General features: G+C 72.7%; 12 protein-coding genes. 3 read left to right on the forward strand and 9 right to left on the reverse strand.

The window, feature by feature from the left end:
• Nucleotides 1–10: 10 nt before the first annotated feature.
• From ACZ55A_RS32635 to ACZ55A_RS32650, 4 genes are all read right to left on the reverse strand, one after another.
• Complete coding sequence (locus tag ACZ55A_RS32635; protein WP_468847818.1) at nucleotides 11–1006, reverse strand: phosphotriesterase family protein; 996 nt, start codon at nucleotides 1004–1006, stop codon at nucleotides 11–13.
• Between the two features lie 8 nt (nucleotides 1007–1014).
• Nucleotides 1015–1599 carry a DUF4865 family protein gene (locus ACZ55A_RS32640; protein WP_468847820.1) on the reverse strand — a complete coding sequence of 195 codons (585 nt, stop codon included), beginning with the start codon at nucleotides 1597–1599 and terminating at the stop codon, nucleotides 1015–1017.
• Nucleotides 1600–1654: 55 nt separating this feature from the next.
• Nucleotides 1655–2056 (reverse strand): (R)-mandelonitrile lyase, encoded by a 402-nt coding sequence (locus ACZ55A_RS32645; RefSeq protein WP_468847823.1) that lies wholly within the window; start codon nucleotides 2054–2056, stop codon nucleotides 1655–1657.
• Nucleotides 2057–2134: 78 nt separating this feature from the next.
• On the reverse strand, nucleotides 2135–2719 hold the full coding sequence (locus ACZ55A_RS32650; protein WP_468847826.1) for a TetR/AcrR family transcriptional regulator: 585 nt from the start codon (nucleotides 2717–2719) through the stop codon (nucleotides 2135–2137).
• A 182-nt stretch (nucleotides 2720–2901) separates the two neighbouring features.
• Between ACZ55A_RS32650 and ACZ55A_RS32655 the strand changes: the two genes are divergently transcribed.
• The gene (locus tag ACZ55A_RS32655; protein WP_468847948.1) at nucleotides 2902–3222 is read left to right on the forward strand and encodes an SHOCT domain-containing protein; all 321 of its coding nucleotides are present in this window, start codon (nucleotides 2902–2904) and stop codon (nucleotides 3220–3222) included.
• A 98-nt stretch (nucleotides 3223–3320) separates the two neighbouring features.
• Here the strand turns inward: ACZ55A_RS32655 and ACZ55A_RS32660 are convergent, their stop codons facing one another.
• Nucleotides 3321–3827, reverse strand: coding sequence for an ATP-binding protein (locus ACZ55A_RS32660; protein WP_468847829.1), 507 nt, complete (start codon nucleotides 3825–3827; stop codon nucleotides 3321–3323).
• Nucleotides 3828–4002: 175 nt separating this feature from the next.
• Nucleotides 4003–4290 (reverse strand): hypothetical protein, encoded by a 288-nt coding sequence (locus tag ACZ55A_RS32665; RefSeq protein WP_468847831.1) that lies wholly within the window; start codon nucleotides 4288–4290, stop codon nucleotides 4003–4005.
• A gap of 322 nt (nucleotides 4291–4612) precedes the next feature.
• Here ACZ55A_RS32665 and cds1 point away from each other — a divergent pair, with 322 nt between their 5' ends.
• The gene (gene cds1 / locus ACZ55A_RS32670) at nucleotides 4613–5710 is read left to right on the forward strand and encodes an L-cysteine desulfhydrase Cds1 (RefSeq protein WP_468847951.1); all 1098 of its coding nucleotides are present in this window, start codon (nucleotides 4613–4615) and stop codon (nucleotides 5708–5710) included.
• A gap of 192 nt (nucleotides 5711–5902) precedes the next feature.
• On the opposite strand, the gene ACZ55A_RS32675 is transcribed toward cds1, so the two are convergent.
• The gene (locus tag ACZ55A_RS32675) at nucleotides 5903–6376 is read right to left on the reverse strand and encodes an SRPBCC family protein (RefSeq protein ID WP_468847834.1); all 474 of its coding nucleotides are present in this window, start codon (nucleotides 6374–6376) and stop codon (nucleotides 5903–5905) included.
• A 162-nt stretch (nucleotides 6377–6538) separates the two neighbouring features.
• Nucleotides 6539–7384 carry a DeoR/GlpR family DNA-binding transcription regulator gene (locus ACZ55A_RS32680; protein WP_468847836.1) on the reverse strand — a complete coding sequence of 282 codons (846 nt, stop codon included), beginning with the start codon at nucleotides 7382–7384 and terminating at the stop codon, nucleotides 6539–6541.
• Between the two features lie 1233 nt (nucleotides 7385–8617).
• Between ACZ55A_RS32680 and ACZ55A_RS32685 the strand changes: the two genes are divergently transcribed.
• Nucleotides 8618–10882 carry a hypothetical protein gene (locus ACZ55A_RS32685; protein ID WP_468847839.1) on the forward strand — a complete coding sequence of 755 codons (2265 nt, stop codon included), beginning with the start codon at nucleotides 8618–8620 and terminating at the stop codon, nucleotides 10880–10882.
• On the opposite strand, the gene ACZ55A_RS32690 is transcribed toward ACZ55A_RS32685, so the two are convergent.
• The gene (locus tag ACZ55A_RS32690) at nucleotides 10852–13290 is read right to left on the reverse strand and encodes a right-handed parallel beta-helix repeat-containing protein (RefSeq protein ID WP_468847841.1); all 2439 of its coding nucleotides are present in this window, start codon (nucleotides 13288–13290) and stop codon (nucleotides 10852–10854) included. The two genes, ACZ55A_RS32685 and ACZ55A_RS32690, sit on opposite strands and share 31 nt — an antisense overlap.
• Nucleotides 13291–13308 lie beyond the last annotated feature (18 nt).

The raw sequence follows: 13308 nt of genomic DNA on the forward strand, positions 1-13308 counted from the left end.
GGCCGGGGCCTCAGCTCCCTCCCGTACGCGCCCCCGCCTGTCCCGTACGCGCCCCCAGTCCCGTATGAGTCCCGTGCCCCGTACGCGCCCACGCGGCGGCGAAGGCCCGGGCCGGATTCGCCGTCAGGAAGCGCGTCACCAGGTCGTCCCCCACGGCGAGTCCGAGCCGCTTCCGGTGGCGCCGCAGCAGATACGGCATGCCGGGGCCGCCGTTGACCGACCGGGCGCCGGCCGTCGTGGTGTCGCCACCCAGCAGGATCCGGTCGCCGAAGCCCGCCTCGGCGAGTGCGGCCACCGCCTCCGGCAGCCGCCAGTCGGTCGCATGATGGGCCTGTGAGGGGCCGTCGAAGGCCAGATACGCCCCGGCCTCGGCGGCCGCCCGGTGGACGACGAGATCCGGCGAGCGGTTGAGATGTCCGAGGATCACCCGGTCCGGCGCGACCCCCAACTCACCGCAGAGCAGGTCCAGTACATCCAGTGCGCCGGTGCCCAGCTCCAGGTGGACGCCGATGGCCGCGCCGGTGGCGTGATGGGCCTCGGCGGCCGCGGCCATCGTGTACCGGGCGTGCCGGTCCAGGCCGTGGAACCCACCGGCCACCTTGATCATTCCGGCGCGTACCCCCGTACCGCCGATCCCCTCGGTCAGCTCGCCGACGAACACCTCCGCAAGACCGGACCGGACCCGTTCCAGCACGTCGGGCGCGTAGTGCACCGCCTGGTGCAGCCCGGTGGCGGCGACGATCCGTACCACCGACTCCTGTGCCAGCCGCGGTAGTTCGGCGGCGCCCCGGCCCATGCCGTACGGCGTCCACTGGACCACCGCCGCGCCGCCGGCCTTACGGAAGGCTGCCAGCTCGGCGGCCGCGGCCGTGGCGTCGGCCAGTTCCTGGCCCGGTAGCCGGGGGCTGCGCAGGAAGAGGTGGTCATGGGCGTCGCACACACCGAGGTCCGCGGGCGCGATGTCGCCGAGGACGGTACGGATGAGGGCGCCGGCGGGCGGGTTCACGGAGGCGCTCACCACTGCGGCCCGGCGCCCAGTCCGGTGAGGTCCGGCGCGGAGAGATGCAGCACCTGATAGCGGTCGCCGGCCCCCTCCGGGACGGCGTCCGTCCAGAGGGTGAAGTGGAGCAGCTCCCAGTGCCGGGGATCGAGGGCCAGAGAGGTGGCGTGGACGCCCTCTGTGGTGGCCAGTTCCTCGTGCCGGGCGACTGCGTCCGCGATGACGGTGGGGAGGTCGGCGCCCTCAGGGACGGTCTCGGTACGCCGTGAAAAGGCACCGGGCCGGTGTCCCGTGGCCGGACCGGGCCGGTGGAACAGCCCCTGCCAGTGCTGTACGGCCGGCCGCCCGAAGTCGCGGACCACACCGCGGAATCCGTCGCCGAGGAGGAAGCGGTTCATGGCCTCCGGGTCGGCCCAGAGGTAGAACGGCGCGTACTGGTTGACGGGCGAGCCGTCCACCCCGCGCTCGCGGATCCCGTACGCCTTGAGGCCGAGCCCCGCGAAGTCGTCGAGGAGGTGGCCCCTGGACTTCACGCGATGCCGGATGAGCTGCATGTCGTAGTCGGCGGGCAGGGTGATCGCGTACTGCATGGCGTGCATGAGGGAACTCCGTACGTGCGGGTGCGGGGGAGGGGTGGGGTGGGCCTTGCGGGCGTCATGCGGTGCCCGGGTACTCCTGCGCGCCGACCAGTTCGGCCCACTCGGTGGTGGTGCCGTCGTCGGCGGCCTCGACGGTCGCCAGGTGGGTCATGGCGGTGTCCGGCGCCGCGCCGTGCCAGTGCCGCTCGCCCGGCGCGATCCAGACGGTGTCCCCGGTGCGGATCGGCTCCACGGGGCCGCCCGCGCGCTGCACCAGCCCCGCGCCCTCGGTGACGTACAGGACCTGGCCGTGCGGATGGGAGTGCCAGGCGGTGCGGGCGCCCGGCGCGAAGTGGACGCTGAAGATCCGCAGGCGGGAGGGCGCGGGCGGGACGGCGATCTCGTCGAGCCGGACGGTGCCGGTGAAGTGCGCGGCGGGGCCGGGTCGGCCGGCGGGGCGCTGCCGGGTGATCTCCATGAGGGGAACTCCTCTACGGGGTCGGGGCGTACGGGAGCCGGCCGCTCACCGGCTCGGAGCGGTTTGCGAGCCACGGCCTCACGGGCGGACCTGTGCGGCGAGCAGCGCCAGTACGCCCTGTACGGCGGCGTCGAACGGCGCCGGGTCGTCGGCGGCGCGGGCCAGCACATAGCCGCCCTGGACGACGGCGGTGACGGTCGCCGCGGTGGCCGCCGGATCGAGCTCCGCGGTCAGCTCACCGCGCTGCTGCCCCTCGGAGAGGACTTCGGCGATCCGGCCCTGGAGCCAGCCGAACATCTCGTCCAGCGGTGCGCGCAGTTCGGGGCTCTGCACCACATCGCGGTCCTGCGTCATCCGCCCGATCGGGCAGCCGCGCAACACCTGCCGCTCGCGCAGCAGATAGGCCGCGACCCGGTCGTACGCGCTACCGGGCGCGGTCAGGCACGCCTCGGCGGTCTGCTTCATGTCCTCCGCGGTGCGCCGGATCGCCGCCAGGGCGAGTGCGGACTTGCCCGAGAAGTGGTGGTACATGCTGCCCTGGCCGACGCCCGCGCGTTCCAGGATCGCCTTGGGGCTGGTGCCGACGTAGCCCCGCTCCCACAGGAGTTCCTGGGTGCTGCGCACCAGCCGTTCCTGGGTGCCGGGCTGCTTCTCCGTACTCATGGACCGTACTGTACATACCAGTAGTTACAGAGATCAAGAGTGGCCAGGGAGCAGCCGCCTTCGCCCGCATACTCCCTGCGCGGTACGGGCGAAGCCGCTGACCGTACGACGACGGGGCGCGGCCGGAACGTCAGGCTCGGAAGGGACAGATGAGAGCCCGTCCGACCGAGGAGTTGATTGCCATGCTCGAACTCGCCGACCCGTGGTCCGGTGGCGGCCCCGCCCCCTGGATCCTGTTCGTGCCCGTCGTCTGGGTGCTGGTCCTCTTCGGCGTGGTGACGCTGCTGCGCCGCACCGTCTGGCGGCACGGCGGGCCCGGCCGACAGTTCCGCGGACCGCAGTTCCGGGGCCCGCAGTCCTCCGCCCGCACCGATGCCCCCTCACCCATCGCCGTCCTCGGCCGGCGCTTCGCCGCGGGTGAGATCGACGAGGAGGAGTACTGGCGCCGGCTCTCCGTCCTGGAGGAGCACTTCGGCGCCGGCCCCAAGGGGGGCACGGCATGACCGGCCACGGCCCCACCGACCGCCAGCAACCGGCCACCGTGCCCGGCATCCCGGACCCGCACCCGCACCCGCCGCGCGCGATCTGGCGCCGACCCGCCTCAGCCGACCCTCGTGCCCCGTATGCGGCTCGGGGCGGCGGCCCCCGTACGGACGTCGTCGAGCGGTAGCGGCTCCCAGTACGGGTGGACCGTACGGGCCTCCTCGGGAGCGGTGATCAGCGCAGGAAGGGTGAACCACACGACCTTGCCGGTGCCTTCCGGGCGCATCCCCCAGGTCTCGCTGAGCGCCGCGATCAGCGCCAGGCCGCGGCCGCAGGTCTCCCAGTTGTCGGCGGCCCGGATCCGTGGCAGGCGGGGATCCTCGTCATGCACCGCAACCCTCAACTGATCAAGAAGTACGGACAGTTCGACGGTGCACTGCTTGCTGGGGCGGGCGTGCCGGTGGACATTGGCGAGAAGTTCGGTGACGCCCAGCGAGGTGGGGTCTATCAAGGCGTCGAGACGCCAGTCCCGCAGCTGTGCGGAGACGATTCTGCGCACATGTCCGATGCGAGCCGGAACGGCTTGGAGCTCCACCGTGCAGTGCCTGCTGGGCTGCCTGATCACGACCGCGACTCCCTGATGAGGCCGGGCGCCCCCCGAACCTGGCAGGGGCGAAGATCGGATCCAGCGATGCCGGCTGCACCACAGCGTCACCGCTGGTGAACCCTCAGTGATACGAGACCAGGGTCAGTCAGACGGTGCGCTCCCGCAACCGCACCACCTCGGCCGCGGCAGGCCCTCAGGGGCGTGGTGGACGGGCCGCTTCCAGGGCCTTGAAGAAGAGTTCCGGGGCGCCGAGGGTCAGCGAATAGCGGTGCCCGTTAATGGTGGCGAGCGCCCGGTCCCGTGCCGCGAACAGCGGTTTATGGGCCTGTACGGCCTGTAGCGGGGCGCTGTCGATCTCCGTGCCGTAGCTGGTCAGGAGCGCCAGCCGGCCGTCACGGATGACGACCTGCCCGGCGCGGGTCAGTGACCGCAGCCATCGCTCGATCCGTACGCCGGTCGCGTTGAATTCCGGCTCCCCCATGGTCGGCACCTCCTCGGTGAGACGGGCAGCTGCCCTCCACCGCCCCTAGTGGGCAGTTTGCCGCGAGGGCGCCCGGTGCACCAGTGCCCCTGGTCCTCGAAGGTATGCCCAACGGCCCTGCCCCAGGGCGTCCTTGGGGTCTCTCAAAGTGATGTTTATGCAGGTGAGAAGGGTGCGGAGGGTGGCTATAGTCGGAATCGGCCCGTGGTTGTGCACGGGCTCGGGAACCCAGAGGAGCGCGCCGGTGAGCACCGCACAGCAGCCGCAGAACCGGACCGAGGCCGGGAACGAGGCCGGGAACGAGCCGGTGGTCGGGGCGCCGATGCCGACCGTCGACGTCGATCACTCGGATCCGGACTATCGAAGCTGGCTGAAAGAAGCCGTACGCAAGGTCCAGGCGGACGCCAACCGCACCGCCGACACCCACCTCCTGCGCTTCCCGCTGCCCGAGAAGTGGGGCATCGACCTCTACCTCAAGGACGAGTCGACGCACCCCACCGGCAGCCTCAAGCACCGGCTGGCCCGCTCGCTGTTCCTCTACGGGCTGTGCAACGGCTGGATCCGCCCCGGAAAGCCCGTCATCGAGGCCTCCAGCGGCTCCACGGCCGTCTCCGAGGCGTACTTCGCCTCGTTGATCGGGGTGCCGTTCATCGCGGTGATGCCGGCCACCACCAGCCGTGAGAAGACCCGGCTGATCGAGTTCCACGGCGGCCGCTGCCACCTCGTCCAGGACCCGCGGACCGTCTACGAGGTCTCCGCCCGCCTCGCCGCCGAGACCGGCGGGCACTACATGGACCAGTTCACCTACGCCGAACGGGCCACGGACTGGCGCGGCAACAACAACATCGCCGAGTCGATCTACCAGCAGCTGCGGCTCGAGCGCTACCCCGAGCCCGCCTGGATCGTGGCCACCGCGGGCACCGGCGGCACCTCCGCGACCATCGCCCGCTACGTCCACTACATGCAGTACGACACCCGCGTCTGCGTCCCCGACCCGGAGAACTCCTGCTTCTTCGACGGCTGGCTCACCGGTGACGCCAAGTCCGACTGCGCCACCGCCTCCCGGATAGAGGGCATCGGGCGGCCCCGTATGGAGCCGAGCTTCGTACCCGGCGCGATAGACCGGATGATGAAGGTCCCGGACGCGGCCAGCATCGCCGCCGTGCGTGCCCTGGAGACCGCGATCGGCCGCAAGGCGGGTGGCTCGACCGGTACGGGCCTGTGGAGCGCTCTGAAGATCGTCGCGGAGATGGTCGCCGAGGGGCGTACGGGGTCCGTCGTCACCCTCCTCTGCGACCCGGGCGACCGCTACCTCGACAAGTACTACTCCGATGACTGGCTGGCCTCGCAGGGCCTGGACATCACGCCGTACGCACGCACCATCGAGGACTTCCTGGCCACCGGCACCTGGCCCGCCTGAGCGACGGTCCTGCGCCCGTCCCGCGCCCGCGCGGCTGCGTTGACCAGAGCTTCGACCAGAGCTTTGACCAGAGCCTTGACCAGGCCGAGCCGCAGGATGGTCGACGCGCGCCGCGGCAGGGTGGTTGATGCGGCGCCGCGGGTTGGTTCATGTGGCGCCGCAGGGTGGATGTTGTAGGGGCCGCAGGGTGGTTCAGGCCGCGCCGAGGCGTCGGTCCAGTGCCCGCGCCGACGCGCGGAAGGCGCGGCCCAGGCCCGGTCCGGCGAGGGCCATCACCCAGCGGAACGGCGCCGCGCCGTCCGCCGCGAAGGTCCACCGCAGCCGGGTGCCGCCGCCCGCCGGGGTCAGCCGCCAGTCCTCCAACAGGGCCCGCAGACCAGGGGCGTTGGTGTTGTCGACCCGGTAGGCGTAGTGCTCGTCCGGCTCGGCCGCCAGAACCGTCTCGGTGAACCGGGCGCCGCCCGTCAGCCGCACCTCGCGGCCGCTGCCGCCCCGTGTCGAGGCCGCCCGCGCCACGCCCGTGAACCAGCGCGACCAGCCCGCCACATCGCCCGCCAGCGCCGCATACACCGCCTTCGGCGGCGCGGCGACCTCCGCGGCGAACACCAGCCGAACCGGAGCGGACTCGACGAAGTCGAGCTCTACGGGGCGGAGTCGGCGCGCCATGGGACGAGCACCCCCTACGGGTCGGTCGGCGGCCGGGCTGCGTCTCCCCGGCCGCCGCACACCATAGCTGGCGCCCCGTCAGATGTCTGCTGCCCGAACGCACGCCGGCCGCCGCCGACCGCCGCGTCCCGCCGCCGATCGCCCGCCCGTTCGCAGTCTTCCTCAGAGCTCCGGGTCCGCCGGCTGCTCGCCCGCCACCACCAGCTCCGGCGGCAGCTCCGCGAACTCGGCCCGCGCCTCGGCGGACAGCCCCGCGTCCGTCACCAGCACATCGACCTCGTCCAGCGTCGCGAACGAACTCAGCCCGACCGTGCCCCACTTGGTGTGGTCGGCGACCACCACCACCCGCCGCGCGGACCGGACGAAATGCCGGTTGGTCTCGGCCTCCGCCAGATTCGGCGTCGACAGCCCCGCCTCCACCGATATTCCGTGGACCCCGAGGAAGAGCACATCGAAGTGCAGCGACCGGATCGCGGCATCCGCCACCGGGCCCACCAGGGTGTCCGACGGCGTCCGCACCCCACCCGTCAGCACCACCGTCGCGGCCCCGGCACGCGGCCCCGTGCCGCCGCTGGCCGCGGCCCGCTGTGCGGTGTAGAACACATCGGCCACCCGCACCGAATTCGTGACGACCGTCAGATCCGGGACATCCAGCAGCTGCTGGGCCAGCGCGAATGCCGTCGTGCCGCCCGCGAGCGCGATCGCGCTGCCCGGCGCGGCCATCTCGGCCGCCGCCTTGGCGATGTCCTCCTTGGCGCTCAGCTCCAGTGCCGACTTCGCCTCGAAACCAGGCTCATGCGCGCTCGGCTCACTGACCGGCACCGCGCCGCCGTGCACCTTCTCCACCATGCCCTGACGCGCCAGCGCGTCCAGATCGCGACGGACCGTCATGTCCGACACGCTGAGCTTGCGGGTGAGCTCATTGACCCGCACCCCGCCGCGCCGTCTGACCTCGTCGAGAATCAGGGCACGCCGCTGCTCCGCAAGGAGGTTCTGGTTGTCGCTCACCCCGGCCCGTCCCTTCCGCCCGGCTCGCCATGTCGGGTCGTACGCGCTGGCTGCCGCCTGCGATCACTGATTCCCTCATCCTCGCACGAGGCACTGACACCGACCCCGCTCCCACCACGAACGGGACCGCGGTCCCCCTCGGCCCCGTCGGCCCCGTCGGCCCTCTCGGCCTCCTTGGCTCCCGCAGCTCTCTCGGCCCCCTGTCTCCGCCTCGCGGCGCTCTCCCCCGCCCCCTCCCCCTCTCCCCCTTCGGGGGAGGGGGCGGGGGGTGGGTTCGGGGGTGGGGGGGGACGCGCGGTAACGCGTTCGCGTTGGGTGCGGGGCGTGTCCGCGTCGGGGGCGTGGAGGGTACGGCGTACGCGTCGGGCTGCGGCGGGAAATGTGTACGCGGCGGGTGCGGTGCGCGTCCGCGTCCGGACCGTCGAGTGGTACGGCGTACGCGTCGGGCCGCGGCGGCGAGTCCGCCTACGCGTCGGGTGCGGTGCGGTGTGCGTTCGCGTCCGGGCTGCGGAGGGTACGGCGTAGGCGTTGGGCCGCGGCGGGGAAATGTGTACGCGGTGGGTGCGGTGCGCGTCCGCGCCGGGCCGTCGAGTGGTACGGCGTACACGACGGGCCGCGGCGGGGAACCGCGTACGCGCCCGGTTGCGGCGGAGCCACGTACCCCGCGGAGGGCTCAGATATCGCTACGCGCCGAACAGCTGTCCGGACAAACGACCCGCCGTGGGGGACGGGTGGATGTCGTCTCGTAGGCACGAGACAATCCGTGAGGCAACGCACCGCATGACACCGCGCCGCAACGCACCGCGCCACACGGACAACGGGGGAAAGCCAGTGGAGACCGCGGAACCGACACCGCATGCCCGGTCAACGGGACGAGATGCAACGTCAGCTCCAACACCGGACGCGACGTCAGTCCCTACGCCGGACACAACGACCGCACCAGCACCAGCATCAGCACCAGCACCAGCACCCGAAGTAACACCTGAAGCAACACCAGCCCCAACCACAGCCCCAATCGCAGCTCCAACCGCAACCCCAGCCGCGGTTCCCACCCCTGACGCGCCACCGAACAGCCCGTCAGGCACCCCCTCGGACCACCCACCGAACGCACGACCCAACACACGACCCAACACCCCACCCCTCAAAGCCCCCCAGCTCTCGCTGGAGTTGTTGGTGCATGGTGTCGGGGGGACCACGGCGCAGGAGATGCTCGGGGATCCGCGGGTTCAGCTGATGACCGGGGACTACACCGCCGCCTGTTACCGGCGTACGGAGGACGCGGACGCGGAGGAGCGGCCCGGGGATTACCGGGGCGAGCCGGTGCGTGAGGCGTACTGCTGGTCCAATCTGACCTCGGGCAACGGGGCCCGTGCCCTGTGGCTGGTCCTGCTGCCCTTCATGGTCGCCAACCTGGCCCACTGGATGCGCCCGGCCGCGCCGGCCGACCACCGGGCGCAGCGGGTCTACGACCTCCTGGTGCGCCTTCTGGCGCTCACCCTCACCGTGCTGCTCGCCGCCGCGGCCTGTGAGGTGGCGCTCGACCTCACGGCCTGGCAGTGCGCCGGCACCACCGTCTGCGTCGCCGACAAGTCGTGGCTGGGCTGGCTGAGCCCCGACAGCTCCGGCTGGTGGAGCGCGCCCGGCCGGCGTCTTGCGCTGGCCTCCGTGGTGCCGCTGCTCGTCATCGGCTTCCTGTCGTGGCTCTCGCACCGCACCTGGAGCGCCTACGAGTCCGCCTCCCCGCCGCCACGGGAGCCCGGCAGCTCCCGCTACACCCCGCACGGGGAGCGGACCGCGCTCAGCCTGGAGGGCTTCTGGTACGGGCGCAGGCTGGTCGCCCGGCTGCGCGCCGCGCACACCACGGCCGGGGTGCTGACCATCGCCGCGGTGCTGCTCGCCGCCGGCGCCAAGGCGGACCGGCACAGCGGCGGCTACTCCGCTCTCGCGGTCACCGGCCGGGCCCTGACCGCCCTGGTGATCCTGCTCGCCGTCGTCACGCTCGTCGTCGTATGGCGGACCGCGCGCAGCGAGGCGGAACCGGACGACGCGTCCGACCGCCTGGTGGTTCGGGCGCTGCCGTACGCGGCGCTCGGCGTGCTGGCGCTGATCGCGGTGCACAGCGGCTGGGTGCGCCCCGGGGCCCGCAGCCACGGGCCGCTGCCCGGCGCCGCCGCGTTCGGCGGTATCGCGGTCTTCCAGGGCGTGCTGGTGCTTGCGCTGGCGGTGACCGCCTGGATCCTCCAGCGGGCCGCCCGCACCGAGTCCCGTACCGCCCTGCGCGGGATGGGCGGACCCGCCGTCGCCTTGCTGGCCTGTGCGGTCGGCGGTGTGCTGTCCGGGGGAGTGGCGCAGCGCTTCGCGGACTGGATGGACGGCGGGGCGACGCCGGGCCAGGCGCACGCCCCGATTCCCGGCCCGCCGGTTCTGCTGTCCTGGCAGGCGTCGGTCCTGCCGGTCCTGCTCCTCGTTGTCGCGGTGGTCGTGGTGCTCGCCGCGGTCCGGGTGGTGATCGTGCGGAGGCGGGTCGTCCAGGACGTCCCCGGGCTCTACGACCCGCGTGAGCGCCCCGATGAGCGCCGGACGAAGCGGATCGCCGGCACCATCGCCCGCGCCGGACTCACCGACGCGGCGCCCGTACTGGTCGCGGCCACCTCCGCGGTCACCCTGTTCCTGGGGGCGGGCGCGGTGGCCGGTGCCTGGCTCACCGACCGGGCGCCCGGCCGCGCCACCGCCGGGGCGCCGCCCGTCGTGCACGCCGCCGCCGAGACCGCGGAGTCCCTCGGCTCCTGGCTGATGAGCGCCGGCGTCATACTGCTGATCGCCATGGGTCGGCGCGCCTACCGTGACCACTCCGCCCGCCGCACCATCGGGATCCTCTGGGACGTCGGCACGTTCTGGCCGCGCGCCGCCCACCCGTTCGCCCCGCCCTGTTATGCCGAGCGGGCGGTCCCCGACCTCACCTGGCGGATGGCCACCTGGACCGAACGGTTCGACGGCCGGCTGGTGATCTCCGGGCACTCGCAGGGCAGCGTGCTGGCGGCCGCAGCCGTCTGGCAGCTGGATCTGGTGACCCGCAGCAGGGTCGCCCTGCTGACGTACGGCAGCCCCCTGGAGCGCCTGTACGGGCGCTGGTTCCCGGCCTTCTTCGGGCCGCCCGCGCTGACCGGACTGCACCGCGAGATGGACGACTGGCGCAACCTGTGGCGCTTCACCGACCCGATCGGCGGGCCGATCCGGCTCACCTGCGAGGACGGCCGCCGGATCGACGAGGGGCCGCTGCGCGACCCGCTGGCCTTCGGCCGCACCCTGCAAAACCCGCTGCCCGCCCAGATCATGGGCCACGGCGACTACCAGGCCGACCCAGTCTTCGACGCGGTCCGCGCCGAACTGATCGCCCGGCTCGCCCCGGGCGTACCGGCGCAGCGGCATGTCGACGGGTGCTCGGCGGCCCCGGACACCCGCCCCGCTCAGGGGAGTTCGGGCAGATCGTCCGCGTAGAGGAGGGTCAGGTCGTCGGTGCTCGGGTCGGACAGCTGCGCCACCCGGCCCGCGTGCCGTTCGACCATCGCCTCGAACGTCTGCCGGGCGGTGCGGCCGTTGCCGAACGACGGGCCCTTCGGCAGTGCGGTGAAGTACTTGAGCAGCGCCTCGCCGGCTCCCTCGGCGAGGCGGTACTCGTGCTCCTCGCCCTGCTGCTCGACGATCCTCAGCAGCTCCTCGGGGGCGTAGTCGCCGAAGGTGATGGTCCGTGAGAAACGGGACGCCACACCGGGGTTGACCGCGAGGAAGCGCTCCATCTCGGCGGTGTAGCCCGCGACGATCACCACCACCGCGTCCCGGTGGTCCTCCATCAGCTTCACCAGGGTGTCGATGGCCTCCTTGCCGAAGTCCCGCCCGGAGTCCTCGGGGGAGAGGGCGTACGCCTCGTCGATGAAGAGCACCCCGCCGCGCGCCCGGTCGAACGCCTCCTGGGTGCGGATCGCCGTCGAGCCGATGTGTTCGCCCACCAGGTCCACCCGTGAGACCTCGACCAGATGCCCGCGCTCCAACACCCCGAGGGAGGCGAGGATTTCGCCGTACAGCCGGGCCACGGTGGTCTTGCCGGTGCCGGGGGAGCCGGTGAAGACCAGATGGCGGCGCACGGAGGCGGCCTTGAGGCCCGCTTCCTGGCGCCGGCGGCCCACCTCGATCATGTTGATCAGGCTGCGCACCTCACGCTTGACGCTCTCCAGCCCCACGAGGGTGTCGAGTTCGCCCAGTACCTCGTCGGAGGGCCGGCTGCTGACGGTGACCGGCTCGGCGGCAGTGGGGGCGGCGGGCGGCCGTGGGCTCTGCGCCGGGACGTTGCCCAGCAGGCCGGCGGTCTGTGTGGCCTGCTGTACGGCCGGTGCCGTCACCCCGGCGGCCGGCGCCGGTACCGCGCGGCTCTCGTCGCTGGTGCAGTCCTGGACGGTCGGCCCGTCGCCGTGGCCGGTCCCGCCGTCGGCGAATTCATAGCCGCCGCGCGCACACCGCTCCGTACGGCACCGCGTCAGCGTCGTACGGCAGCCGTCGATCACATGGAAGCCGAAGCCGGAACTCCCGGTGACCCGGCAGCCGTGGAAGGTGCCGCGGCCCTCGGCCGAGACGTAGAACCCGGCCTCGGTCGGTGAACTGACCGTGCAGCCCTCGATGGTGGGGTCCGCGCCCTTGGTGACGATCACCCCGGTCTGTGCCCCGTCGATGGTGCAGTTGGCGAGCGTGCCGCCGCTGCCGTGGTCACGGAACCACGCCCCGGTCGCCGCCTCCCGGATCCGGCAGTCGTCCAGCTGCACGGTCGCCCCGTCGCTCACCGACACCGCCGTGTTGCGGACCTGTGCGATATCGCAGTCGACCACATCGGCGCGGGAGCCGCGGTCCAGGACGAACAGCGCGTCCGGGACGTCGTGCACCCGGGTCGAGTCCAGTACGGCGGTGGCGCCGTCGCTCACCCACACCGCCGGATAGTCGCCCGTGCTGTCGTGGATCTCGCACTGGTTGGCGTCCACCCGGGTGCCCGGGTCCCATACGGACAGGCCGTTGCGCCCGAAGTGCCGCACCGTGCTGCGGGTCAGGGTCAGCACCGAACGGGACCGCAGATCGACCGCGTTCTCCGGGATGTCGTGGATGTCGCAGTCGGCGAGCGTGAGCACCGCGTCGGTGTCCAGGGTGATGCCGTCGGCGGAGGTGCGGTGCACCGTGCAGTCCGTGAGGTGGCCGGTGGCCCGCGCGGCCACCTGGATGCCCGCGCCCTTGATCTCGTACAGCTCGCAGCCCACCGCCTCGACCGCGCTGCCCTCGCCGTTGACCGACAGACCGGCGCCCGAGGCGTGGTGGATCCGGCAGTTCTCCAGCCGCGGATGGGCCCCGCCGCGTACCGCCACCCCGGCCTGCCCTGCGGCCACCACCTCGCACTCCTCGAAGAGGCCGCCGGCGCCGTCCAGCACGCTGATGCCCACCCCGCCCGCGTTGTCGACCGTGCAGCGCCGTACGGTCGGCCGGGCGCCGCCGCGTACCTCGATGCCGGACGCGGACCGGGTCACCACCCGCAGACCGGACAGCTCGGGGGCGCCGTCCTCCACCAGCAGCGCGGGCGAGGCCGAGTCGGTCGCCTCCAGATGCAGATCGTGCACGGTCGCCGAGGCACGTATGGTCAGCGCGACCCCGTCGGCCGGGGCGATCCGCACCGAACCGCGGGCCCCGTCCGGGCCGCGCAGCGTCACCGCGCGCAGCAGCACCAGGTTCTCCCGGTACGTACCGGCCGGGACGGTCAGCACATCACCGTCCCCGGCGGCCTCCAGGGCGGCGGCGAGCGAGCTGTACTCCCCTGTGCGGCGCCGCCAACGCGACGTTCCGGAGTGCGTCACCTGGACCGAGCCCTGTGCCATGGCGCTGTCGTGCCCCCA

The sequence above is a fragment of the Streptomyces sp. NPDC034111 genome (assembly GCF_055575375.1).